20 protein-coding genes are annotated in these 24817 nt (G+C 49.4%); 6 read left to right on the plus strand and 14 right to left on the minus strand.

Annotation, left to right across the window (positions count from 1 at the left end; genetic code table 11):
• Window positions 1-11: 11 nt before the first annotated feature.
• Window positions 12-1133 (plus strand): M24 family metallopeptidase, encoded by a 1122-nt coding sequence (locus tag EAO80_RS04460; protein ID WP_122088729.1) that lies wholly within the window; start codon window positions 12-14, stop codon window positions 1131-1133.
• Window positions 1134-1581: 448 nt separating this feature from the next.
• Here the strand turns inward: EAO80_RS04460 and EAO80_RS20205 are convergent, their stop codons facing one another.
• The 5 genes from EAO80_RS20205 to EAO80_RS04480 form a co-directional block, all read right to left on the minus strand.
• Entirely contained in the window at window positions 1582-1740 is a 159-nt protein-coding gene (locus tag EAO80_RS20205) for a hypothetical protein (protein WP_245998447.1), read from the minus strand.
• Entirely contained in the window at window positions 1728-2000 is a 273-nt protein-coding gene (locus EAO80_RS20210) for a hypothetical protein (protein WP_245998448.1), read from the minus strand. The genes EAO80_RS20205 and EAO80_RS20210 overlap by 13 nt, the downstream gene beginning before the upstream one ends.
• Before the next feature lie 784 nt (window positions 2001-2784).
• Entirely contained in the window at window positions 2785-3447 is a 663-nt protein-coding gene (locus EAO80_RS04470; protein ID WP_245998449.1) for a hypothetical protein, read from the minus strand.
• Window positions 3444-4103 (minus strand): hypothetical protein, encoded by a 660-nt coding sequence (locus tag EAO80_RS04475; RefSeq protein ID WP_245998451.1) that lies wholly within the window; start codon window positions 4101-4103, stop codon window positions 3444-3446. The genes EAO80_RS04470 and EAO80_RS04475 overlap by 4 nt, the downstream gene beginning before the upstream one ends.
• Entirely contained in the window at window positions 4097-4303 is a 207-nt protein-coding gene (locus EAO80_RS04480; RefSeq protein ID WP_122088730.1) for a hypothetical protein, read from the minus strand. Before EAO80_RS04480 ends, EAO80_RS04475 begins: the two co-directional genes overlap by 7 nt.
• Window positions 4304-4512: 209 nt before the next feature.
• On the opposite strand from EAO80_RS04480, the gene EAO80_RS20735 reads away from it, so the two are divergent.
• The gene (locus EAO80_RS20735) at window positions 4513-4728 is read left to right on the plus strand and encodes a winged helix-turn-helix transcriptional regulator (RefSeq protein ID WP_162993882.1); all 216 of its coding nucleotides are present in this window, start codon (window positions 4513-4515) and stop codon (window positions 4726-4728) included.
• A gap of 37 nt (window positions 4729-4765) precedes the next feature.
• On the opposite strand, the gene EAO80_RS19495 is transcribed toward EAO80_RS20735, so the two are convergent.
• The 4 genes from EAO80_RS19495 to EAO80_RS04500 all read right to left on the minus strand — a co-directional run bounded on the left by EAO80_RS19495 (window position 4766) and on the right by EAO80_RS04500 (window position 13790).
• Entirely contained in the window at window positions 4766-5686 is a 921-nt protein-coding gene (locus EAO80_RS19495; protein ID WP_162993883.1) for a hypothetical protein, read from the minus strand.
• Between the two features lie 148 nt (window positions 5687-5834).
• Entirely contained in the window at window positions 5835-9722 is a 3888-nt protein-coding gene (locus tag EAO80_RS04490; protein ID WP_122088732.1) for an Eco57I restriction-modification methylase domain-containing protein, read from the minus strand.
• Window positions 9723-9770: 48 nt separating this feature from the next.
• Window positions 9771-12341 carry a TrlF family AAA-like ATPase gene (locus EAO80_RS04495; protein ID WP_122088733.1) on the minus strand — a complete coding sequence of 857 codons (2571 nt, stop codon included), beginning with the start codon at window positions 12339-12341 and terminating at the stop codon, window positions 9771-9773.
• Between the two features lie 111 nt (window positions 12342-12452).
• Entirely contained in the window at window positions 12453-13790 is a 1338-nt protein-coding gene (locus tag EAO80_RS04500; RefSeq protein ID WP_162993884.1) for a hypothetical protein, read from the minus strand.
• 258 nt (window positions 13791-14048) lie between these two features.
• On the opposite strand from EAO80_RS04500, the gene EAO80_RS04505 reads away from it, so the two are divergent.
• Window positions 14049-14885, plus strand: coding sequence for a hypothetical protein (locus EAO80_RS04505; RefSeq protein WP_162993885.1), 837 nt, complete (start codon window positions 14049-14051; stop codon window positions 14883-14885).
• Window positions 14886-15120: 235 nt separating this feature from the next.
• Window positions 15121-15573 (plus strand): PadR family transcriptional regulator, encoded by a 453-nt coding sequence (locus EAO80_RS04510; RefSeq protein ID WP_162993886.1) that lies wholly within the window; start codon window positions 15121-15123, stop codon window positions 15571-15573.
• Here EAO80_RS04510 and EAO80_RS04515 read toward each other — a convergent pair whose 3' ends face one another.
• From EAO80_RS04515 to EAO80_RS20220, 3 genes are all read right to left on the minus strand, one after another.
• Window positions 15574-16344 (minus strand): DUF6338 family protein, encoded by a 771-nt coding sequence (locus EAO80_RS04515; protein ID WP_122088737.1) that lies wholly within the window; start codon window positions 16342-16344, stop codon window positions 15574-15576.
• Window positions 16345-16512: 168 nt separating this feature from the next.
• Window positions 16513-17013, minus strand: coding sequence for a hypothetical protein (locus tag EAO80_RS20215; protein ID WP_245998453.1), 501 nt, complete (start codon window positions 17011-17013; stop codon window positions 16513-16515).
• A 326-nt stretch (window positions 17014-17339) separates the two neighbouring features.
• Window positions 17340-21101 (minus strand): RNA helicase domain-containing protein, encoded by a 3762-nt coding sequence (locus EAO80_RS20220; protein WP_245998454.1) that lies wholly within the window; start codon window positions 21099-21101, stop codon window positions 17340-17342.
• Between the two features lie 325 nt (window positions 21102-21426).
• Here EAO80_RS20220 and EAO80_RS04530 point away from each other — a divergent pair, with 325 nt between their 5' ends.
• Window positions 21427-22611: a hypothetical protein gene (locus EAO80_RS04530; RefSeq protein ID WP_122088738.1), complete on the plus strand. Its 1185-nt coding sequence runs from the start codon at window positions 21427-21429 to the stop codon at window positions 22609-22611.
• Window positions 22612-22656: 45 nt separating this feature from the next.
• On the opposite strand, the gene EAO80_RS04535 is transcribed toward EAO80_RS04530, so the two are convergent.
• Window positions 22657-23466: a hypothetical protein gene (locus tag EAO80_RS04535; RefSeq protein ID WP_122088739.1), complete on the minus strand. Its 810-nt coding sequence runs from the start codon at window positions 23464-23466 to the stop codon at window positions 22657-22659.
• 163 nt (window positions 23467-23629) lie between these two features.
• On the opposite strand from EAO80_RS04535, the gene EAO80_RS20570 reads away from it, so the two are divergent.
• Window positions 23630-23755: a hypothetical protein gene (locus tag EAO80_RS20570; protein ID WP_281272990.1), complete on the plus strand. Its 126-nt coding sequence runs from the start codon at window positions 23630-23632 to the stop codon at window positions 23753-23755.
• Between the two features lie 24 nt (window positions 23756-23779).
• Here the strand turns inward: EAO80_RS20570 and EAO80_RS04540 are convergent, their stop codons facing one another.
• Window positions 23780-24817 carry a restriction endonuclease gene (locus EAO80_RS04540; RefSeq protein WP_122088740.1) on the minus strand — a complete coding sequence of 346 codons (1038 nt, stop codon included), beginning with the start codon at window positions 24815-24817 and terminating at the stop codon, window positions 23780-23782.

The raw sequence follows: 24817 nt of genomic DNA on the forward strand, positions 1-24817 counted from the left end.
ACCAACGGCACATGATCGACGAAACCGTTATTCAAACCCGACTCAAGCGGGCCCGCGAGGCGCTGAACGACACAGGAGCCGACGCCATCGTCTGCTTCCCGAGTTCGAACATGTACTACCTCTCGGGGTTCGACGACGAGCCGATGGAACGTCATTTGTTCCTGTTCGTCACGCCCGAGACGGCGTTATTCGTCGCGCCCGAAATGTACGACGCACAGATCAAAGACGAATCGCCCATTACGGATGTCCGTACGTGGGGCGACATCGAAGACCCGACAGCGCTCCTCGAGACGGTCGGCGACGAACTCGGGCTCGAAGGCGGCCACCTGCTGGTCGACGACCGTATGTGGGCTCTGTTTACCCAGGATCTCCAGGCAACGTTCCCCGAGGCTTCGTTCGGCATTGCAAGCAAGGTGCTCGAGAACCTTCGGGTTCGGAAAGACGAGGCTGAACTCGATCGACTCCGTGAAGCGGCACGACTTTCAGACACGGTCAGCAAGGAGATTCGCGCGCTTGGTGCAGGTGCGATCGGAATGACCGAACGCGAGCTCGCGGCCGAGATCGGGGATCGACTCGCCTCGGCCGGCGGCGAGGGCGTTTCCTTCGAGACCGTCGTCGGCTCTGGCCCGAACGGAGCCCGACCACACCACCGCCACGGCGAGCGCACGATCGAGTCGGGCGACCCCGTCGTCCTCGATTTTGGCACTTGGTTCGAAGGCTACCCCGGCGACCAGACCCGCACCGTCGTGTTCGACGGCGAGCCGTCCGCGAAGCTTCGCGAGGTTCACGAGGCCGTCCTTGAGGCCCACAACGCCGGTGTCGAAGCCGTCGAACCGGGTGTGGAAGCCCGCGAGATCGACCGCGCCGCCCGTACGGTGCTCGAGGATCGAGGTTACGGCGATGCGTTCATCCACCGAACGGGCCATGGGGTCGGACTCGATGTCCACGAGCCACCGTACATCACAAGCGAGAATGGTCGCAAACTCGAGCCGGGAATGGTCTGTAGCGTCGAACCCGGCGTCTACCTTGAGGGCGAGTTCGGCGTCCGTATCGAGGATCTGGTCGTTGTCACCGAAGACGGCTATGAGCGGCTGAACGACTCACCACGGACCTGGCGACCGCTCGACGAGTAGTAGAGAGGATCGGACTCGAAGCGTTCCGTCGAGCGGTATTTCTTTTTGTCTGAGGTAAACCGTGCGAGCGCTCGAATTGTTCGAGAATGAATACAGTGACCGAGAGCGTCAATCAGCCACACCTCGTTGCAGATACGTAATTCGAGAAAATGCGGGCTGTTACAAAATAGTTAGATAGTACTGCTTCAAGGGTTCTGCTCATCAGAGTCTTGTGCAACGATGCGCCTTCTAAGATAGGGTAGGTTGCACAAGGCAGTGTCTGACTAATCACACTGTAGTGTGATATGCGTCCGAAGGCAGAACCAGAGAAGCCGTTTCTACACCCTCCACTACTACTACACCAGGGTACGGCTGTTCGGCGTTGTCACTAGGAGAGGAGGGCTTGCCCGGGGTAGTTGTCGTCGACTATGCGCCTTCCTCTTGGTCCGTTGTTATGACATCACGCTTCCTACGGGGGTTGCTCGATATCCCGATCACAACGATCGTGATAGCGGTCGGCTGCCTCCTCGTCAACGACCACGAGCTTCTTGCCCCGACGTTTCGTCTGTTCGACGTCGTCTTTGCCGAGTTTCTCAAGGAAGTCCATGACACGGGCTACAGTCTGCATGTGTGGCTTCGATCCTTCAACGGCGTGATGACCTTCGTAATCGTCCGACTGTTCAACACGAGCCCAGCAGGCGCTTTGTCGGCGTAGTCACGCACGTCGCGGGCAATGAACCGGGCGCGTATCTGGTTGGTCGTGAGTTCGCGATCCGCGATATGTTCCGGAAGGGCGCAGATGCGCTCGAGCGGAGTATCGGTGTCGTGTGACTCCGTCGTATCCGTCTCCACCCCAGCGGTTCGGTTGTTAGATGTGGCCTTCTCCACGTCGTCGAGTCGACTGTGGGCTCGATCAGCGTTCTCTGTCGTGCTTTGCAGAATCGATCCCACAGGAATCCCAGCGATCCAGATATCTGTGAGGCCCGCGGTGTCCCTATCTGAGTTGACCTCGATGCGCTCGACTTCGGCTTCGAGCTCCTCAACGCGGTCGGTGAGCGTTTCGAGCTGTTCGTAGACCGATTCGAGGGTCTCGGGTCGTCGGTCATTGTGGGCTGGTCGGTGGCGGTACTGTCGGTACTCGTTGTGGTTTCAGTCATTGGAAATGCGGTGTGTCGCGAGTGGGACGATCAGGCCCGTCTCGTAGCTAGCAAACGATTCGACAGCGTGGCTCAGCGATGTGACTACACTCGGGATAAGGGATGCTACAGACAGGGCTCTCGGCGGGCGTACAGTGCTGGCACTATGAGAGAGCCCGCCCATTGCTGACGGGGATTACTCCTGACGCTGGTGGAACGGTGGGTGACGAGAGTATCGAGATAGATCCCTCCTCATCCGGAAGTGGACAAGATGCTTTGTTTCCTTCTGCTGACTCGAGACTCCCGCTCAGCCGTCACAGTGTTGTGACGGGTGAACCAGCCGTTTCCCTTGGAATTCCATACGAAACACGACGAAACTGAAACGGACCCGCTAGTAAGAGACCGCTAGAAGAAGAGAGTGAGAAGCCGATGTAGTGGCTTCTCTCGCGTTGAACGCTCAAAGAGCGTCGTGAGTCGGTGTCAGGTCACACTCGCACCTCCCGCAGGCGTCACAACAGTGTGACGGGTAAGGAGGTTCATTCGGCAACCTCCTGGTGTGGCTGGGTCGTCTCAATGGTCGCTTGGAGCTCATCACTGAACTCCTGGAAGCGTTCGCGATCGATGACCAGTGTCTTGCGGTCGTTCCGGGTCAGTTCCTCGACGAGTGTCTCTCCGAGATCGTCAACGAGGGCGATCACGCGGCGGACTGTCTCGTTGTGCGGGCGGGAGTCTTCTTCGGTCGCGAGGATATCCCGCACGGAACTCGATGGGAGCACGAACTTCGAGGGTGTGCGCTCGCACGTGTCGAGGAAGTGTGACCAGACGATCGCTGCCCGGCGTTCGTTCGCACTCAGGACGTCCGGATCGACCTGGTACGTGCGTGTAATCTGTTGAATCGGCAGGGTCTGTTCGGCTGGGATCTCGGTCTGGGTTAGTTGCTCGTTCGCACGTTGTTCTTCGAGATCGTCACGGAGCGTCTGGACTTCGCGTTGGCGTCGATCGACCATTGCGCCGATCGGATGCCCGGCCAGCCAGATCTGCTCGAGGTCGGCATCAGTTGGGTCGTCCGTGCCGCGCAACTCGAGGAGTGAGGTGACGAACGTTTCGAGCTGCTGGCGCTGGTTGCGTTCCTGCTCGTAGTTGGTTTCGAGCTCGGTGAGTCGCTGTTCGAGCGCTTCAATATGGTCGCTCTGGCTCATCGTTCGGCCTCCACTTGCGTTGGTTCAGTTGTACAGGCCCGGACGTGTTGAGGCCAGGCGCTCATCCCGATCTGGGCATTGCAGTATGGGCAGGGCTTCGTAGCCTGTTCGCCCTCGCGGGCGATCGTGCAGTTCCCGCACTCGCGGGCCGTGCTCGCCTCGGCTTCGGCAAGGGGGACCGGCGTGTACTGGGCGTCACTCTGGCAGTTGCACAGGGGCTGGCCCTCGCCGTCATCGATGTGATAGACGGCACTGGCGGGGTTCTGGATGTGGGTGTCTCGCAGGAGTGCCGTCGGGGGGTCTTCGTTGTGGGCTTCGGCACTGCCTTGGCTCGGTGCACTTGCATCGAGTGTCGTGATTGTGCCGAGTGTTTGGAACTCACGCTGGGTGCGAACGTCCAGCGTTCGGGTGAGGCGGCTTTGGAGGAGGTGTTCGCTCAGGCCCAGCGTTGGGCTGGTGAGTTCCTTGGGAGTGCACTGTCGGCAGTAGATGCGGTCGATTCGGAAGGTGGGGGCGTCTTCTTCGCGGGCGGCGTAGATCGTGACCTGTTCGCCTTCGCGCAGGGTTCGGTTGCAGGCGGTGCATTCAGGGTTGGTCTCGGAGAGTCGCGCGCCGGCGAACAGTTGAGTACTGTCCGTGGGGATTTCGGTCAGCATCGGTCGATCACCTCGCAGTCCTCGGTGTGGAAGGCCTCGCGGTGGAGGTCTTGCTCGCGGATGGATTCGCGGTTGCAGGCCTCGCAACGCCAGTAGGTGGTGGCGTTGGCGACCGTCGGGGGTTCGTGGTGGGGGCCGGTGATGCGGTGGGTCTGTTCGGAGGCGATACTGTTTTCTGCGGCTGAGTTGCTAGTGCTCATTGCTTCTCGTGGGTTTGAGAAGCGCGGTCCGGTGAGCCACCACCGGGCCAACTTTCTGCTTGGCAGGTTGCGCTTCTCATTGACTCTTACAACCGCAGCCAACTTAGTACTTTGCATGACGCAAAGTACAATATATACTTTGAATAGAAGAAAGTATGCTGTGCATCAGTAATAGCGTTCATGTAATCACGGACAGTAGTGAAAACCAAATGGTTCGGCTAAATGATGTCGATCAAGAGATACTACGTGAAATAGAGGACAATGGAAGGGCTACACCGGGACTTTTACAGGATGTAGTAGGTGTATCACGAACGTATATGTCTCAGCGAATCACTCGTCTGGAAGAACATAACTATATAGAAGAAATCGCCCCAAATTTATATGATATAACAGATATAGGCGAGGAACGCATTAATCAAATATAGATAGTATCAAATAATTAGTTATATTTGTAATGATATTCTATGCATCAATTATTGGGTTGAAGTCCTTCATTTGTAACCACGACTCCACAACAAAACTAATACAAAATTGGATGTCATCTTCATCAACGTTGTTATTATATCGGTCTGGATGAGCACCACTCGATTGTAGCACATAACCACCAGACATTACACGCATGACGATTGGCGTTAAGTAATCAAATTTAGCGTATTTACGATAATCAATCCCTAGTGCCAGTATCGTAAGTATATCTGTGAGAGAGCTAATGGATTTCTCTATGTCTTTAGCCAAATCCTCCGACTCTCCTGTGAAGGAACTCTTGTAAAATGTATCATGAGCAATGGGGTCCCCAAACCGGAGAGGGTATGGTCCCATCCCGATCTTTCCACCTGTCCTTTTCACTCGTTGTTTTGAGTCTGCAAGTGCTTTCTCAAATGCTAGAGCTGCATCACAAGCACATTTATGAAATTTTTCATTCTGGAGACTACGTTGTGCACGCTCTAAGTGCGCCCTAATAACATCATCACTAACAAGACTCGTCATTGAGATATCGTAAAAATCAAGAGAAAATATTTTCGGAATGTTCTTTTCAAAGAAAGTTTGAGTACTAGCTCTGAGCGAGTCTATATCTGATTGTCCTGGCCGAATACCGTGGTGTTTGAGATTTGTTCTAGCTTTATTGAGCCGATTCATCTCAGATTTTTGTCCCAGGGTTATACTTGAATGTTGTTTTGCCTCCCCCCAGTACTCCATAAATCCATGTGGTGCCTTGAATCCGAGCTCTTCTGATGCTAAGTACAGAAATAGCTCTGTAGCATCGTGGAATGTCAATATGGATTTCGCGTTTAGAGGTGCGACTAAGTGAGATTGATTAACGGCTGTTTCATAAAGGTCCTTGATAAACACTAGCCGTTCCATTGTCTCTGGATCAGTCGACATATTTTTGTGTAGTCACCAAAATACATAACAATTCAGTAATACGAGTCTACATGATTACCAGATATTTATTTGAACTGTGGTTATTCAATAATCTGTGTCATCAAAGTGGATGTATGACCGTTATTAACTCGCCTAAATCAATGTATCCTTAGAAAGTTTCCAGATAATCCTCAATCGTCTCGCGCTCTTCGCTATTGAGTTCGAACAAGTCATAAACCAACTTGTCAATCTGCGCTTCCAATTCATTAATCGACGTTGCCTCGACAGTCTGCTTGTCCTCAGTAAGTGCCGCTAGAAGTCGTTCAACACCGTCAAATGACGCTGGGATTGGGATACTTGTTTCCTCACCGCTTTTTGCATTCCGACCATCCACTGCTTCGTAGACATACTGCGCCCTTAGCTTACGTTCATCCTCATCACCTCTGTCAATGAGAGGATCAGTAATCTCATCTGACCGGCCAGCAGTCACCGTAAACCGACCATCTTTGAATTTCTCTATATCAGCATTCACTGGATAGCGGCGAGTCTGCCACTCATAATCAATGTAGTCAAGTTCACCATCATAGCTGCCGAGATACGCTTCAGGGAATCGGTTAGTTCTACTATCGAGGTCGATAGTATCGACGATTTTGCTCGCCTTCTGGCGCATTGTTCCGAAGACATCCGCATTGTCCTCTGTCACACACGGTAGCTTTTCGACGTACTGAGAACGGTATTCATAGTAGCCTCCCATCTTGACTGTCGTGATATGTTTGAAATAGAAATCTAGTGCCTTTGCATTGAGCTGGCAGGCCATTTCGGCAGTAAGATCCCTATAATCATCTGATAAAAGGACTGAGTAAGCAGTTTTGTAATACCAGGTGCCGACATCATCAAGCATGAATGTCGCATCCTCGCTAATGTGAGCAAAGATGATTTTTGGTATTTCAAATTTCTCTAAGTTTTGAGGGCGTCCGAACTCCCACCATTCATCACTGTTTTCCCACCGGCCACCTTCTCTTTCTCGAAGCTTCTCTTCATGTGACTTGAAGAATTCCCAAGCTAGGGGGTAGTCGGATCTCAGAATTGTCTCATCAATAAGAGAAGCAGTCAAATTACCACTATCATCGCTTTGAATGCTGTAAGGAAGAACTACGTGCTGTCCCGACCATTCGGCTCGCCACCGCTGCACGTCTTTCCCACGCAACCAAGGACGTAATAGGTCTGTTTCGATCTCATACTCTTCGGAGCTACCTGATGGAACAATAGTAACTGTTCCACCAGTATCATCTGATTCTATACGATCCGCATCTAGAACATCAACTACGTAGACTGTGTTTGCGCTCGTCTGTGTACCATGAGATACGTCATCCGTAATTTCATCGAGTCTATAATCAGCCCTACTCTGCAATTTCTCAAAGACACGCAGCTCGTCTGGTGGCATCAACGCCCAGTAATCGTCACTGGCGAGCTTTGCCTGCGGATAATCGAATACGTCGATGAAGTCATCTGAGTAACCCGGATTTTCACGATGATCGGCTACCGACTGAATAATAGTGTCATCCAGCTCCCGATCGCTTTCCTCCTCAGTATTTGATTTCACACGAATACACCGGATATCGTTATCTCTTCGGTCGTTTTCATCTGGCCCATCCTCCAAAATCACGATCGCAGGATAGTTTGTCGCATCCTCAAAAACACCAGAATCACGGAAATCATAGACCTCTTCGATGCAGCTCTCCTCAAGCATTACCCGCCGCAGCCCCTCGCCGTAATCAGTCACCATGAATTGGTTCGGGGTGATGAATCCCAGCTTCCCACTCTCCTCTGCCAGCCAGTCAAGCCCTCGTTCGTAGAACGGACAGTAGAGGTCGTAGTTGCCCGTTGTCGATTTATAGAGCTGGTCCAACATTGCCTTCTGTCCATCAGGGAGGTTCTGAATACGGACATAGGGCGGATTCCCCACGACGTAGTCATACTCCATGTAATTCTTAACAACAAGCGCGAGGATCGTATCCTCAAACATCTTGAAAAGGCGCCCGTCGCCGTGCTCTTCCTCGAGATAACGAACCGTACTGAGAATATCATTGACGTACGGAACGAAGAACTCCTCAACGCCATCGTATTCGCGTGTCGTGTAGCGGTTGATCCCCTGCGATAGCCCACCACCGTACTCCCACATGCCCTCGCTCATGTGGAATTTGACCACGTCCAGGACGCCCTGTAGTGCCGCAAAATATTCCCCGAAATTTCGCACGTCCGAATTCAAACGTACCGTTTCGAAAAGCGGCATCCGGACTCGTTGAACGAGGAAATCGCCTTCCCGGTCCGCGTCGGCCACCTCGCTTTCCTCGACCTCGATCGGCAATGGTACGGGTATCTGAACGTCCTGGTTGGTCTCGGTTACCGCGTCGAAGGTCATCTGTGTCTGCCCTTCATCACCGAGGTCTAAGCCCGTAAGCTCGCGTTCGTTGCGGAGCGTGTCTGTTCGGAAGATCGGCAGCCGGTGAATCGTGAACGAGTCGTTTTGCTGCTTTGCCTGCTTGTATTCAGGAAGGATAGCGACCATGAACCGAATCTGAGCCATCAACACAGCGAACGGATGGATATCGAGTCCAACAATCCGTGGTCGTGAGCAGAGTTCGGTAAGCTCCGCACTCCAATCCGGGTCTTCGTTATACCGTCGAACGTCCTCGAGATAGCGATCCACAGCTTCCACGAGAAACGTCCCGGAGCCACACGAGGGATCAATAATACGCTCCGAAGAGACGCCATATTCGTAGTCGACACCGTCCATAATGTAGTCGATGACCGGCTGGGGCGTGTAGAACTCGCCCAATGCCTTGCGTGTCTCCGGATCGAAATACTGCTGGTAGAGATCGCCGAGCGGGTCGCCTTCGATACGTGAGAAATCGAACTTCAACACAGCAAAGGCGACACGGGCAACAGCACGACTGAACCGCTCGCGCGTTGCAGGGCTCACCTTTGTCACGTCGCTGCCCTGCTGTGCAACGTCGCGAAACCGACTGAACTGATCGTGATGCTGACTGGCAGTCTGCTCGCCATAACCGTCGGTCCACCAAATGAAGATATCGTCCTCAAACAGGCTCTCGACGAGCTGGCGACGCATCTCCTCGATCATCCCGTTCGCAGCAATCGGGTACGCGTCAAGGTCAATCGTACCACTAAACCCGCCACCGAGCTCATTGAAATAGCGTTCGAGTCCCCGGTTCGTCGGGAAGAAATCGTGATCCTCTGTCGCCTTTGCAAGCAACAGACGCGCTAACAGTGCATGCCCACTCTCGAGACAGAACATAAAGTCCCGAAGCGATTGCTTTCCGTCGATGAAGGGGTCCCACGAGTCGGGCGTCTCATTAGGGACATTTGCATAGCTCGCCTCCCAGAAGTCGTACGCTCCCGCAACGAACTTCGCGTTCTGCTCGTCACGGAGTTCTTCAAGCAGGTCTGTCATTGCAACGACGAGATCAGCAAACGGACTGTCTTCCTCCAAGCGAAAGGTATCAAAGAAGTGCTCGCGACCGAGCTCGCTGTCAAGACTTACCTCACTAAGCGAATCAAGGTATTCGGTCACGCTATCGGGGTCTGTAATATCCCATTCTGGCTTGCGAAGCGCTGATTGAATGTTAGTCGCGTCGCTTGCCGTTACGTCTGAAAGGGTGACCGTGACTAGCGGAGTTCGATCGTCCTGACGGTACAAACGAAATTCCTCCCCATTCGTGAGAATCCCGTAGTCGGCTTGGAGCTCCGTTACGTAGTGAAACAGCTGATCCTCGTGGGGGGAGAGCGCACGACCTGCAGTTTTGAACTCATAGACTGCCGTGACGGACTCGTTCTCGTCTAAGGTAACATAATCAGGTCGTCGCTGATCAGGTAGCGACCATTCGCTTCGGAGATCGTATCCAGCTCCTTCGTAGCCAAGTGTTGAGTAGAAGTGCTCGTTGAGAAACGCGTTCTCAACGTCTTTCTCGCTCATATCCTCGTTAATACGCGATCCAATACCAGAGAGAACCTCAATAAAGTCAGCGACGGCGGTCATATGAGATCCCACTCAGAATGGGGTCAAAAAGCCAGTGGAAAAGGCGAATCAGATCGATCGCCGATACTTATCGTTTCGATCGCGAAAAGCCTGTTCACCCCCCTCAAGTATACTCTGGGTGTTCATTTTAACGTTCTCGTTATCAATAGAGCCACAAGTACTATAGAATCCACTTTGTCCGTTGGCGTCCATTACGATGATCTGCTCCGCGTCTCCCAGCACGGGAATGTTTGCATTATGTGTTGCGGTGATAATCTGCCGGTCATGTTTGATGGAGCGAACCAGCTGCACGACTTCAGAGAAGATGAACTTGTTGTCCAGCATATCCTCAGGCTGATCGATAATTAATGGAACATCACGCTCGATCATTGTGATCGAAAGCAATGTCGTACACTGCTGACCGTCAGACATTTCATCAAGCGATTTCCAGCCTCCGTCGTTCAGCTCAAAAATCGGCTCGTCTCGGACCTCAAGCAACTCAAGCTCTGTCAGCCGCTCGTTGAGGTCATCATGCGTGATAAAGTTCTCCGCACTAGTCGGTGGACAATCAGCCACCTCAGTGAGTCGATCGATATCATCTGTTCGAACGATCTCAGCGAGCGTACGTGGCTCAAATGTCTTTGCAATAGCTTCCTTATGCCTCGTGTAAACACCCGAACCCTCAAGGACGTGGTTGATCCAGTCGATATACTCTATTCGATTCGCTTGGCTTTCGAGTGAGACTCTTACGTCATTCAGCTCGCCGTTTAGTGCCGAAATACCGTCCTGACGTGCCTCCGTAAGCGCTCGCCGAGCCTCAGCTAGGTCACCGAACAGTTCGTCTTTCTGTGTTTTCGCTTTCTCCAGTTCCTTGCGCATCGTCTCCAATTCCTCTGAGACCCCGCGTAGCTCATGCATTTCCGAACGTATCTCGAAGAACTGGTCGACATCGACATCGATTTCCTCATGAATCTCGTCGGCAAGACGCGAGTGTTCTCGCTCCCGCTTCTTGTTGACTCGGTTCCATTCCTCTCGGACCTCACTAATTTCGGACTGAGCCTCAGCGACAGTTTCTTTTAGACTCTCCTGCAATTCTTCGATGTCGGCACGTAGATTCTCCACAATTGAATTGGCATCTTCCAACAGTTCTTGGTTAGGACCACTAGTTGGAGAGATCTCGTTGATGACATCTGTAAGGTCCATACTGCCCACTTTCTCATCGACTTCTTCGACTCCCTCAATCGCAGTAGCCAGGCTCGCACGCTCTTCTTCCCATTCTTCTTGGCCTTCGACGTACTCGTCAACACCCTTCTCACTCATCACCTCGATTTGTTCGCGGAGTGTTTCGTAGTGATGCGTTTTATCGATAAGTTGGTCGACTTCATTTTGAAGCGTCTGAACTTGGAGTGACTGATCCTTGATTTCCGCCTTGGTCTCTTCACGGTCCCTCTTGAGTTCTGCCAGATCAAAATAGGTGTCCAACAGTTCAAGCTGATTCGTCTCGTTCCGCGCGAGATTGATGAGTTCCCGTTGGCTGTGTATCTCTGCGTCAAAGAACTCCTGCCGAAAGCGGTCAATAGGGATTGAAAGTGGCTCCTCAGCAGTGCTTTCATCGTCGGAGACACGGTAGATTACGGGCGCAGAATTATATTCCCGAACAATCTCGTACTGATCGCCGGTGTTGCCCGTTAACCGGAGTCTTATGATACCATCGGGAGCAAGAGTCCATTTAATAAGTGCAGCACATTCAGCAGCGATATCTTCGGAACGAGGCTCGATATCTAACGCGTAACGAATATGCTCGAGCACAGATGATTTCCCTGTCCCCTTTCCACCAATGAGACTATTGAGATTCTTATTGAATTGTAGTTTCCGGGGCTCTAAGAACCCGTTTTCGACTTGAAGCGAATCTATGCTCATGTGCGTATTGAGTTGCCGCCGTACGGACACACGGGACTCAGGATCAGATAAAGCCATTCGAAATCCCTCAAATGTAGGAGCATCCATCTTGAGGTACGTACATCGTTCTCCAATGCTATCGAGGTTGTGTGCGTCAGATGAGCGAATGTGGGCGAATTCTGGGAACTGGTCAGCGGTGTCAAGAGATACGATCTCCAATGCTGCAACTTTATCGGAGTCGAACGTCCGCTGTCGAGTAGGATTGTTCCGGTTCGCGAGCTCATGATGGGCCCCAGCGTTCTGATCGATATGTGCAAGAATTGGGAGTCCACCAGCTTCCCGTACCGTATCGCAAATTGATGGAATTGTTGCGTCAGCAATGGCTGTCTCGGGATCGGTTCCTAATCCGATTTCATGCATGACTCCGCTTATGGCGGGTGCGTTATCTGGGGGAAAGATTGCGGTCATGTGGATCTGATTTTCGCCGCTTTGCCCCGTCGTAATCTCAACCCCAGGCAGCACAGTTACGGGTTCAGCCTCCGCGGCTTCAACTAATTCTTCGTAATAGCCATCCGTATTGTGATCAGTTATAGCGACAAGCTCGATGTTCTCTTCGACGAAACGTTCAATGAGATCACTTGGCTCGGCCTCATCATCTTGATAATCATATGATTCAGGTGTGTGAATATGAAGATCAGCTTTAATGAATCGCGCGCCCCCCGGCGTTTGACTTTCACTCATCAATAGACATTGATCTGAATATTAGATCATAAAATTTTGCATATGTAATTGCTCTCAACATTATTTGGACGGATCAGGTCTATTATTTGTTTATGCCACTTCAGTATTACTCTATCGTTTAAAATTCTGTAAGAATCTTTGTCCACCACTTCGCACACTAGCTCGTTTCTCTGACTGTAGGAATTCTGTAACAGTCTCGCCCAGCTGATCTGGAAGTAGATCTTGATCCTGAGTTGCAACACGTCGATGGAATTCGAAGCTATTCTCGTACCAGTAATGCGATTCAGAATGGTCTTGATAGAAATCCTTGGAAGACTCAAGGAGCGGCTGCAGATTAGCTACGTCGATAGAAGCTAGTTCTTTGAGAAGAAACATGAAATTGCTAGGAAAGTCAAATGATCGAGAGCTGCCATTCAAAATTTGGTCTAACTCGTCCTGAAGTAGATCAACGAGAGCAGCAGGACGAGCACTATAGATCTCCACGAATGCCTGAATGACCTCATCGTGGGCAGAAGGGTACCGTCCAAGCATGAAACGGTAGAGCTTCTCAACAACCTTCGATAGATCTATTTCAGAGTTGCACCCTTCAATCTCCAAATATGCTGGCGCATGGCCAATTTTCCGGTAACCGATACTGATAGCTGCCTTGAGTCGCCAATTAACCCCAAAGCCTGCCTCTTCAGCAAACTCCTCTAACTGATCAGCAAATTCAGCAGGAAGAAGATCAGGGCGAGAATATCCGATTGACGTCAGTGCGTAGATAAGCCACGCTTGCCGTTCATCGTATTCACCAAGTAATTCTCCAATTACAGGAACTGCATCGGCAACAAGCGCAGGACGCTGATAACCAATAGCACCAATTGCTTTTGCACAGTTCTTTGCAACTACCCAGTTGGAACTTCGTTTGTACTCTTTCCGGTCTAAATTCTGAATTAGAAACTCAATAGCATCTTCAGCAATATCAGGCGTGATCTCATGTAAGTATCCGGAATCAACAGGTGCTATAGTGAATTGATTCTGGTCAATATCCCTATCTGCCATCGATGAGGTCATTGGATCAGATCCACGCCATTGTGGTAGTTCTTGATCGCGGGGTCGTGTACTCAGCAGAAAAGCTAAGGAAAGCGCAGCTTCCCTTGCAGGCTGGACGAGTTCTCCATTAAGTTGCTCAGTGAGATCAGAAACAACCGTGTCTAATTCGCAAGCACGAGCACAGAGTGCGGCGTTCTGACGAAGGAGCATTGCTGCATTAGTACTGATTACATAGTCATCATGGTTCAAACACTCACTAACTGCAATAATGAGTATCTCTCGGAGACGGTCACTCTCGAAGCGACTCCTAGAAGCAACTTTCCTATTACGGTAATCGTCAAAAATAGTTGCTGGATCAGAAGAAGTGAGCAATGCCTCAGCAAGCGGGACAAACTCTTTTCCGTGAATATGGGCCACACCAGGGAGCATGAATGTTAATTATATCACCCAATTCCAACGGTCCGTATAGAAGTTCGGGTTATGGTAGCAGTTAACGAATTTTTAGAGGAGGTAGAATACGTGGCTGGAAAAGAACTGCTGTCAACGTATCACCCAGGCCGACAACGCTCTTGAGTGCATATGGACGGTTTCAGGCGAGGTCGGCGTACATAGACTGTACAACGCGAATGGGGGCCTCTGGGTTGGATTTTTTACTGATGGAACTGTAACTGATTTGTGAAACGACTGATTTCCGCGTTTGGAGCAGGGATCCTATTCCTCGCCACAATCATATGTGTCTTCCTTTATTTTGCCGCAGAAGGCCGTTTTGAGCCTGAATTTGTATCGTCAGTGGTTACGTCTATGTTAGTTCTCGTTACTGCAGTATCTGTCTTTTTGACGTTGTTACTCCTCAGAGAGAACCGAATTGCCAGAGAAAGGGAAATTGAGCCAGCGTTCAATATATCACTTGAATCAGTATTTGCTGGCGGGTCAAACTTCGTTATTGAGAATATCGGTAATGGTCCCGGACAGAATATTGAGGCAATCTTGACATTAGAGCCACAAGGGGACAAACTGATAGAAATAGAGCGAAAGAACATGCGTCCAGATGATACAGTGTTGGAATTACCCTCAATGGAGGAACCTACAGTTAGTATTGATGAGGGAGAAACAGTGAAGCTCGAGGGGACCTGCGAGAACATATTTGGAAAGAAAGTGGACATATACGACGAATCCAAGATAGACACCCTGAGAAGGGGATCGATGGATGACCTTCTCCGAGATGAAAGCGATAGACTGGAACGTAATTTAAAAAAGATAGAGAAATCGATTGAATCTCTTGGTGACGAAATAGTGTTGGATGAATTTGACTTGTTTATCAGAAGAGAAAATGGAGAAGTAATACTAGACTGTCTTGAGACACACGGAGGTCTCACAATAAGAGAACTCTCTAAGCAAATTGGAGTTCCTGCGTTCAAGTTATTCTCGACTATAGATTGGTTAGAGAACGCTGGATCAATAGAACGAGATGGAGACTGGGAACCAGATGCGATGATAAAACTCCAGAACTGATCCCAATTTACCCAGTCAAGCGGAGACTGCTGATTTGATGCGAGTACGCCAGCATGAGACGAGCCTGTTTCTCATCAACGCGCTGATGAACAGGGAATTGCGTTACTCGAAGCCGTCAGCGACAATTGTACTATCAAGTCCCAAGATGATATGTGTGTTAGGTGTGAATCGCGTATTTAATTCTCTTATACGCAAATTCGGAAAGTATGAGTGCTTAGAGTTCCAAGAGAATGGTATGCGGAGCCCGAAACTGCTTCCCCTAGCCTTACTCGCATTAAATGAAGAGGGGCAGATAGAGGGCATTACCCGTTTTCAGAAATTAGTCTTCATGGCTCAAATGGAAATAGACGATCTACAGACTCGTAAATATGAATTTGATAGCTACAAGTACGGCCCATTCTCCAAGGAACTTTATGACGACTTAGACCGGCTTGCTAGGAATGGGTATATTAATCGGTCAGTTGAGAAGACTGGTAATGAAAATGAAAAACACATCTACTCTATCACAGAGAAGGGGAGTGATTACATTTTTCAAATTTTAGAGCGAGATTCAACTCAGGATGATTTAGCAGTAGAGGACTTAAGACAGCTAAAAGAGGAATATAACGATATGCCGATACTCCAACTAATTCGATTAATCTATAATCAACACCCAGAATATGCTAAAGATAGTAAATTAGACGTATAATTAGGTCCCTTCACTGTGCTCAGCGTTAGTCTCACCTTCTAACTCCTGACGTAATTCCTCTTCAAGTTCTTCATCAGACTCTTTCTGATCCGACTTTTCTGCTGCTCTCGGTTCAATAGGTGCATAGCCAAGTTCTCTTAGCACTTCTAAATCAAGATCGTCGTTTAGGTCCTCAAAGATTCCAATATAGCACACTGCCTCCTCATGGATATATACATAATCTCCTAGACTGATAGCTGTCTTTTTATCATTGTTACCAGTATTCAGGAGCCTATAGGGCGAAGCTAGGATCAAATCGCGGGCTTGTACTGGCTGTCCTGCTCTCACGATAGTACCTTCAATCTCAGAATTATCACTAGTGAAAACTCGCACCCGAGAGTCAGAGTAAATATCATCAAAAGTATAATCCCAGATCTCCTTTCGAGTTTTATCCCGTCCGTTTGAGAACCGTCGATTTGCAACCCAGCTGCTCACTTCACCAAGGATAGCTGATATTACAATATGGCCAAGATACAGACCGATAATAAATGGGAGAGACGAAAATTGTATGTCAGTGAAATCAGGGAGTCTTCCAAGCCACCCAGCATAGAAACCATACAAGATTAAGAGAGAAAAAATGCTGATGCCAGCACTATAAACAATAGCATCAAGCCGCGAGTATTCTCCAATTCTATCTGCTCGGTATAAGAAAAGCTTCAATCCCAACAGCCCAGGAAGGAGAATAAGAAGGAGAAGAATCAAGTCTGTTGATAGAGCCGAGACATCAACCATGAGTCATACCAATCTGATGGTTGTCTTAGTGTTCATAGTTATTAAAGTATCTGTTCAAGAATTAGGTAGCAGCCACACTTGCTGTTAATCTATGCATTTCACCGAAACGATCGAGAGAAGTTCTCGAATTCGAACACCCGGATGAGTTCCTCTACAACGGAATGAAGGTCATCGTCGAACTACACGGCCGTTAGATTTGCTTGGTTCAGTAAAATTCTCGAAGGCCGCAAGCACGACCGGCTGCAGATCGACTTCTGCAATCGTGTCGTGCGTGTAGGTGTCCCGATCATACTTGATGAAGACCCATCGGAGGCCATTGGTCGCCATTCCGAGATTAGCTTCGAACTTGTCCTTCTCAAGCCAATTTTTGACCTGTCCGAGCCCATGTTTCGATTGATCCAGGCGTTTGTTGATCGGTTCAACCTCGATCAACAATCGCTTTGAATCGATGTCAGTGCACTCGTTCAGAGAGGCCGCATAGTCGGCCTGCTGGCCGCGTTGATCGGAGAGGTCCCCTGCTTCGAGTGAGAGTGTTGGATAGTTAAGCGCGTCAAAGAGCGGCTCAATGAGGACCTGCTGAGTGAGTGGCTCGGGGTCACTCCGTTCGACGGAATCAGCCTCCCGAAGGACACGGGAGGGGTTTCGGAGGAGTTTTTCCGATGAGATCATCGTCGTCAATTGCTCGCCGGAGTGAGCGAACGATCGCCTCGATCTCTTGGGCGAGCTGCGTCGTCGTTTCCTCGGTGACGCTCGTGTCGAATTCCTCGGCGACGAATTCGCTTTGTGTTGGGGTAGCAGATTGGGACATGAGATCCGATTGGGGCGTTATGCTCCGCTTGTCTCACCCACTCGGTATTAACGATTCGGTAGTGCTATTATGCGTTTTCAGAACAAGATCATTACGACAATCGAGAATCTTATCATTCGAAATCGACCGTTATCCCGTATCGAACTCAGTCTAATAGAGCTGCGATCAATACTGGATTACTTGATATTTAGACGGGGCCAATATCCTCTTCAACCATATCGTAAAGATAATCCTCAAGGTTACGGGCAAACTGACGGACTGCCGGACTAAGACTCTCGTCGTCTTTCCATCCTTGAATGAGTTCAAATTGACGTGAATACGGTTCCTCAGTAGCCGGGACAATCCGGCCACCTGTCGAATTGATAATTACATCGTAAACTGCTGACTGGGCACGATCATTTCGCCGAATATTATCTATCCCTCTATCCATACACGCTCTCAGAAGCCGGTCAATGTCTTCATTCAGTGGAGCTGAGTCGCAGTAATGCAGAATTCGAATTATTTCATCCTCAGAGTAGTTCTCGATATTATCAATGAATCGTTTCACGATCTCAGCAGTCGGGAAAACAGCAAACAAGCCACCATAGATACTCCATTCATCTGGATCAACGATCAGCCTAACTACTGTCTCTACCGCCTTTGAATATTGCGTACCATTACGCATTCGTGACTTGTTAAGCGAAAAGTCGTGGGGGAATAAGCCTATCCTCCTCTCACAGTACTCGACTCTTTTGCGACAAAAATCGACAAAAGCCTTGGGATTCCGTTCCGCATTCTCCGAGATGATCATCCTCAAACCATATGGCTCATTCAAACTCTGGAGCGTCTCTGCCGCTGACAATATTTCGATCAGTAAGGATTCCGATACAGTCTGTAATTCTTCATCATCATGTACCGGAAGCACGCGTAGAACAGATTTGAGCAGTTTTGGGGTAACTTCGTCTGAAGCAGCGAGAACCTCCACCAGTTTACTTTCAGTCCAATTCTGGTTGTCCTCCCATTCACCATGGACGCACCTTGCTAGTTGAATGGCTTCATCTTCCGTATATGGGGCCGTATCCTCTAACAATCCTTCATAGGTACCGATGGCAAATGCCCGATCGGAAACCAGCAGCTGCCTAATCGCAGCACAGGCCTCAGATACAATATTCTGGTCAACTGCTTCTTCGGCAATTCGCTTTGCTTTCTCTGGAGATGAGATACTCATACCAGTTATGATAGATACTCTGCATGGTTTGAGCGCGTCAGGAGTTTCTTCAAGAATTTGCTCTCCCATCTCGGGTTTCAGCTTGCCAAGTAATCGGAAGAAATGATTATATGTTGAACTGGAATGGTCCAGCACTTCCTTGAACCGCTCAATTTCAGCATCCCACGGCGAATCAATCGTTTCAATATAACCCGTTATCTGATCCTCTTGCTCCTCCAATCCTCGAATTGGCGGGTTCATCCGCCGCATCTGCTGGTACAGTTCATTGTTTGAATATGCATCCTGGAGTGCAACTGCACTTGCTTCTATCTCCAAACCTTCTATGTTCCGGGTAGTTAGAGAGTTAAGCTGCTGGAGACAATCTAAGTCTCTACTGAACCAAGCATAGGTCGTGGCTGAGCGGTAAATTAGAGCCAGTTCGTCTCGATTGATCAGCTCTCCTATCTTCCCCTTATATCTGACTTGAGAAGTGCAGAAATGAGTTATTTTTTCGGCTGTATTCTTCCTGAGTTGCCGCGAATCCGATTTCCAGATAAGTTCGAACAAAATCTTGACTCCTTCGACTCGAATCTGCTTCCGTTGCTCAGAAAGAGGTAATGGACCTCGCTGGAACCAGAATCTGTGCCTCTCTGCTGGATCTTGAAAATGGTCCTCTATTTGCTCACGAGAGAGGTTACCAATAACTTCAACCAGCTCGATCCTGAGCTCAACATCTAATCCTGACCGTAGATAATCCTCAAGTACAGAGAGTAATTTGAGCTGGGCTTCAGGATGTTTCTCTGTACTCGGCTCAATTTCCTGCCGAATATATTGGAAAACTTTGTTTCTAACCGCGGATCCAGGATAGTCTCGGGCAATCGCAATCAGAAGAGAGGTAGTATCTTCGGGACGTTGCAATAAGGTATGCCAGAGTATCGTTATACAGCGAAGCAGAAAATTCCCTGCAGGAGTTGGGTCCTCCAATAAACCTGGTATCCAAATTTCATCTTCCTCATCGGCGTCATTAGGCAATTCTTCTTCCATAAATGTAGTGACAAGCTCCAGAGCGAGATCTGGTTGATTGTAACCCAGATTTTCAAAGTAAGATAAGATCCGAGCCCGCTCTGTGATTGGTGTTTTCTCTACAGATTCAATGTACTTCCCAACAATCTTATCCAGAATCTGTTCTGCTTCCCGGCAATCGTATCTTCCCGCTATTCGAATTAGAGTATCAACCAAGGATTTTTCAGAGTGATCAGAGAATGAATCATAAATATTTTCTTTGAAATTAAATGAGGATTCGTCAAAGAATATTTTATAGGCTATATGCGTTCTAAGAGCGAGTGGCTGAATCTGTAGCCGGCCGTTGTTATCTTCGACGATACCAGCAGAACGCACAATTCGGCGGTATTGTCGCTCCTCAGATTCGTCTAATGAAAGTACACCAACGAACTCCTCCATGAGGTTGTCATTGTTTGTGTTAAGGTGTCCAATAGTAGCGAGGTAGCCGATATACTGCTCTAGAGTAGACCGGTCAAGACTGGTGTGTGATGCATATCGCTCAAGATCATCGAAGTTTTGATCAAAAGCGAGTCCAAATACATCTTGTTGCGATGTGGGACCCAAATCATCCAATTCGTCTGAGAGTACCCATTTGGCCAATTGATGAATGAGTAGGACATTCCCTTCGCTATTGCTAGTGACCCAGCGCCAGGTATTGGAATTTTGAATTCCGTATTCATTTTGTAGAAGGTCTTGAATATCATTCGCACCTAGTGGCCCCAATTTCACCTGTTCTGTTGCTAAGCCAGAGCGTGTAGCCTCTCTTTGTCTAGTTTCTACAAACCAAGGCTGTTCTGTAAAGAGAAGCTTAATCTCATTTTCTTTTTCCTCTACGATACGGCACAGAAGCTCGATCTTTTCCGAGTCCCGAGCATCATCCAAAAGGAACAATAAATTCTCTTCTTTGTCAAAATCGATCTCGGATAGACCACGTTCAATATCAGCTAATGGGTTAACTGAGTAAACAGTCCAACTCGAATCCGAGGATTGAATCCTCAGGGCCGCTTCAAAGGCCAGCCGAGTTTTTCCAATTCCAGAAGGACCTCCTATAATCAATGCGTCATACCTCGAATTTACGAAGTCTGTTATTTTATCAAATTCTTTCTCTCTATTGTAAAACGAGCTAGTATGTTTTCGTCCTCCGATAGTACCCCGACCGAATCTTTTCTCAATAGGTGTGAAAGCAGTGTACAGTTGTTCATTGAGATCTCGACTTGCTACTTTTTCGAGAGAGAACAGGATCTCTTCTTGTGTTTCTCCAAGTTGAAGTGCGTAGTCGAATATTCGCTGATTATACGCAATAAGTAGTTTAAACGCCAGATCATCGTCTTCAGCTATTTTCTGCTGGAGTATGTTCAGAAACTGTGTCGCTAACTCCTCCTCGGAGATATCAAGCTCCGGGTCCAGCATGTTACTATCAACCGATGCGAGGATGTCATTGAGATCAAGGAATTCCCCACCGTCTTGAAAATGATTAATTCGATCTGTGATTTCCTCAGAGTCAAAAAGGGCAGGAAGAGTCTTAGGATCTAATTCAGGATATTGTTTGGCAGTCTCCTGTGCTGCTTCCTCAATTTTCTCGTCTAAGAACGTAAGCTCCGAATACTTGTTGCGAGCAGCAGTGGTTACTTTCGATGTAGCATAGGATGCGACCTCAGAGGCGAGGGTCGAAACAGCAAACGCAGTAATCGGATCAGGCATGTCAGAAAGGTTCTGTAGCAAAGAGCATGAATCTTAGCCAGCTGAAAATTTACAGAAAGTGGATTGCTACATATTCAATTCGTTAATACAGGGGAGATGCTTTTCTTACGTCTCATCCCAGTCTACCTGTAGGTAGATATTCATCTTCGGATGCGCGTCACCAGGATATACCATAAGAAATCGATTAGCGTTGACCCCGGTTCTTGAGATAGACATCGGCGAACTCCCGACGGATCGACTCGGGAGCATCGTCAAGATAAGATGGAAGCGTAATTGAGGCACTGGTGTTTTTGGTCCTAGTCGGCGCACCCAGCAAATACTGTCCATGGATAAACTCGAATGGGCCGTCGACTCAGCCGGCGGAACAACCTTCGAGAAGATCGCCGGCGAAATTCTTCGGAACGAAGGCTATGACGTTCACGAAAGCGGTGTCATCGGAACCGACGGCGGTTGGGACACTCGCATCGAAATCAACGGCCGGAAGGGAATCGGCCATGCTAGCGTCGATGACAACTGGCGTGGGAAGCTACGGGACGACGCTAAGAGCGTTGAGGAACTCGAGAAGGAGCAGGGCGAGTCTTTCGACCTCTTGGTGTTCGTGACAAACCAGCGCGTGACCGGTCAGCAAGAACTGAATATGGAGGCAGAGATTAAAGAGGAGTACGGCTGGGACTTGAAGATCCTGCACCGGCGGCATATCATCGGTATCACCGGCCACGAACGACCGGACCTTGCTGAACGGCATTTCGGCTTCAATCCAAAGCGGAACGACGACCATCTGGACCAAATCATCGAATTGCGTGACGAACGCCTGGATTTGATTACAGACCGTGAAGACGTGGCAAGTGATCTAGAGGGCGGCCCGACAGCTGTCGTTCACCTAATACCGAATGGCGTGTTCAGCGGGAACTACGTCCAACGCTCCGATGACCTCCCCGGACTATCCCAGATGGGGAAGCTGAACGTCCATCCTGGCACCGAGACTGTAGGGAAGGGGAAGCTGAACGCAGAAGGACGGATGCAACAATCGTATAGGTCCTACACGTACCTTCGAAAGGACGGTTTGTATGAAGCAGTAGATACATGGGTGTTCCGCGAGAGTGAGGATAGCGGCCTACTATTGAACAATGCTCGGGATGCTAAGGAATCGCTGGATTGCAAGATAGGTATCACGGTACAGGCCGGGATTCGGGCATTGAAAGAGATGGGTGTGACTGGCACCGTGTTCTGCTTCATCAGCCTACTAGATGCCGAAGGTGCGACCATCGACTACGAATCCCGGATATCGGGTCCGGCTATGCAGCAGCCATTGCGGACGGATCGGTACACGACCGACCTAGCTGAAATCCCATTAGCGGAAGCCGACGTGACCGACTCATTACGTGACCCGCTTACGGAGATCTGGCAGGAACTCAGATGGAACAGCAACCTCCACTACGACGAAGATGGGAATTGGAAGGGACCAATTGTGCAATTCGTCGATATCGGCCAATTTCCTGCCGAGGACTGAAGAGCCGCGAATTCAATCATTTAAGCGTTAGACATTGTTTAGAACTTACAGCGTACGACCACGATCCGGCGGTGTCCCTTTTGGCGACTGGTGGCCCAAGAACATCTGAATCAGGTCCCGAATAGAATCCCCGTGCCCAAGCTCAGAGAGCAGTGACCGATTCGAGTCATAGCGAAGGAGCTCGGTCCTGATCCCCTCCTGTTCCGGAGGATCCCACGGATACGGTCGATCAGCTGGGAGCTCCTCTCGATAATCCTCTTCCAAAAACGTCGCGACTGTTCGAGATGCAATCTGACGAAGATAACTGAAATCGGTGTAACGGGCTCCATCCGCCTTCATCGTAGCGAGAACCAGGTCCTTTGTATCGAACCGTGTTGCATCGAGTATCTGTGCAATTACCCATGGCCGGGCCCACTCATTCCCGTAGACGAGAGACAGGTTCGAAGAGTCCGACACAAGGATCTTGTTTAGAATGACACGCGGTGTTCCATTCTGAAAGCCGATGATGAATGGATAACCACGTAGATAGGCGTCCTCGCGTTCTCGGTACATCTGGATCGGGAGAGCACCAATCCACTGCTCATCAGTTGCAATGCCGCTCCATGCGTCCTGTGTGGTCAGAGAAGTTGAGACCTCACCTCGAGCTGCAGAGAATCGTCGCGAGGCCTCTACTACCGCCTGGGGAATAGTCTCGGGGATAGGCTGATCACTGGTGTACTCATCAAATGCCTTTCCTTGGTGAAACTTTGCTTTGTGTAGCTGCACGGCCAGAATTGTTTGCACGTCCTGGCTATCAATCTCATCAGCAGTTTTGATTTGGTCCCGGTACTGTTCTCGGAGTGGTTTATCTCCCATAGTCCACACTTCTATTTGGAGGAGAGTCAGATAGCGATTGCCGGAATCAACAACTCGACGCCGTCTGCTGAATTCGTTTTCTCATTTAAGTCTTGTTTATATAGTCGTGAAACAGAACTATCTATGCCCAAGGTACACGATTCTATCTCTCTGACGGATTATGATGGACCTCGACGAACTCAAAAAATGGAGTGAGCGGTACGACGCGAATTACGACCCGGCCCTCAAAGAGATTGAGGAGACACTTACCACAGCCCTCGGAGAGCAGCACACCAGCTTGAGAAGGTAATGCAGTGGAAGGCAAATTGCATACTCAATCGTACGTATAATCGAAATCCTCAAACAGGATTCTGAACTCGTCACGTAACTCCTCTACATCATCTAACTCACGATTGTTGCCATACCACCACCGACGAATGAGATAGACTGGTCCAGCAACCAACCCACCTAGAGGGATAATAGAACCGAGAATATATTTCCATGTATCTGGACGCCAATCAGCTGTATACTCTGGCGCAACCTTTGAATCCATAAAAATCGCAATCGGTAACAATGGCCAGCAGATTAGCGCTCCAAATGCCATTAGGTCGTCTAGTACCCCTCCATTCAACGATCCTGAAATAAAAAATAGCAATATCCAATAACCGGTTGCAGCGACAATCGCCTTCCACCAGCGGGTTCTTGGAGGACTCTCAAACAAGATCCGATCAAGGCCTCGAATCCCCTCTTTACTGTTGTACCCCGTCTGCACCTTTTCCTTGTATTCCTGCAGTCGAGTTCTTTCTTCAGACAGCTCCGCGTACTGGCTCCGACCCGCTGAATCGGATGAAACAGCGGTAGGAGACTCTGCTAAATCAGAAGAAATTGATTCGGAGGAATACGACGAATCAAAAGATTGGTCACCAATTCTACTCTCTACAGAGATATACCGATCAACCAAATCATAGCTATCGGTGTTCTTAATCAGGGAAACAAGCGCATCACCATCGATCAATTTCAGATTATGGTCCCTCTCTTCCTGGCGTGCTTGCTTACTGAATGGGCCCGATGAAACTACAATCGCACCGTCCACGCCAGGACGGTGTTGAAGACTGACATACTCTCGAACATCAGGTCCTCCGAGAGTACCGCTATAGCACTTTGCTTGAATCAACCACTTCTGTGGAAACGGATCATCCCGTTCGGCAACGACATCTACACCACGATCGACTGACTGCTGTTTTACCTCAGCATGCCAGCCTTGCCGCTCCCAAAGATCTGCGATTAAGTGCTCGAAATCATAGTCGTCCATCCCTTGGAGCTGAGATTTCAGTTGTTCATCTGAAAGCGATTGAGAGGAAGCACCACCCAT

The organism is Halalkalicoccus subterraneus, assembly GCF_003697815.1.
Lineage (GTDB): Archaea > Halobacteriota > Halobacteria > Halobacteriales > Halalkalicoccaceae > Halalkalicoccus > Halalkalicoccus subterraneus.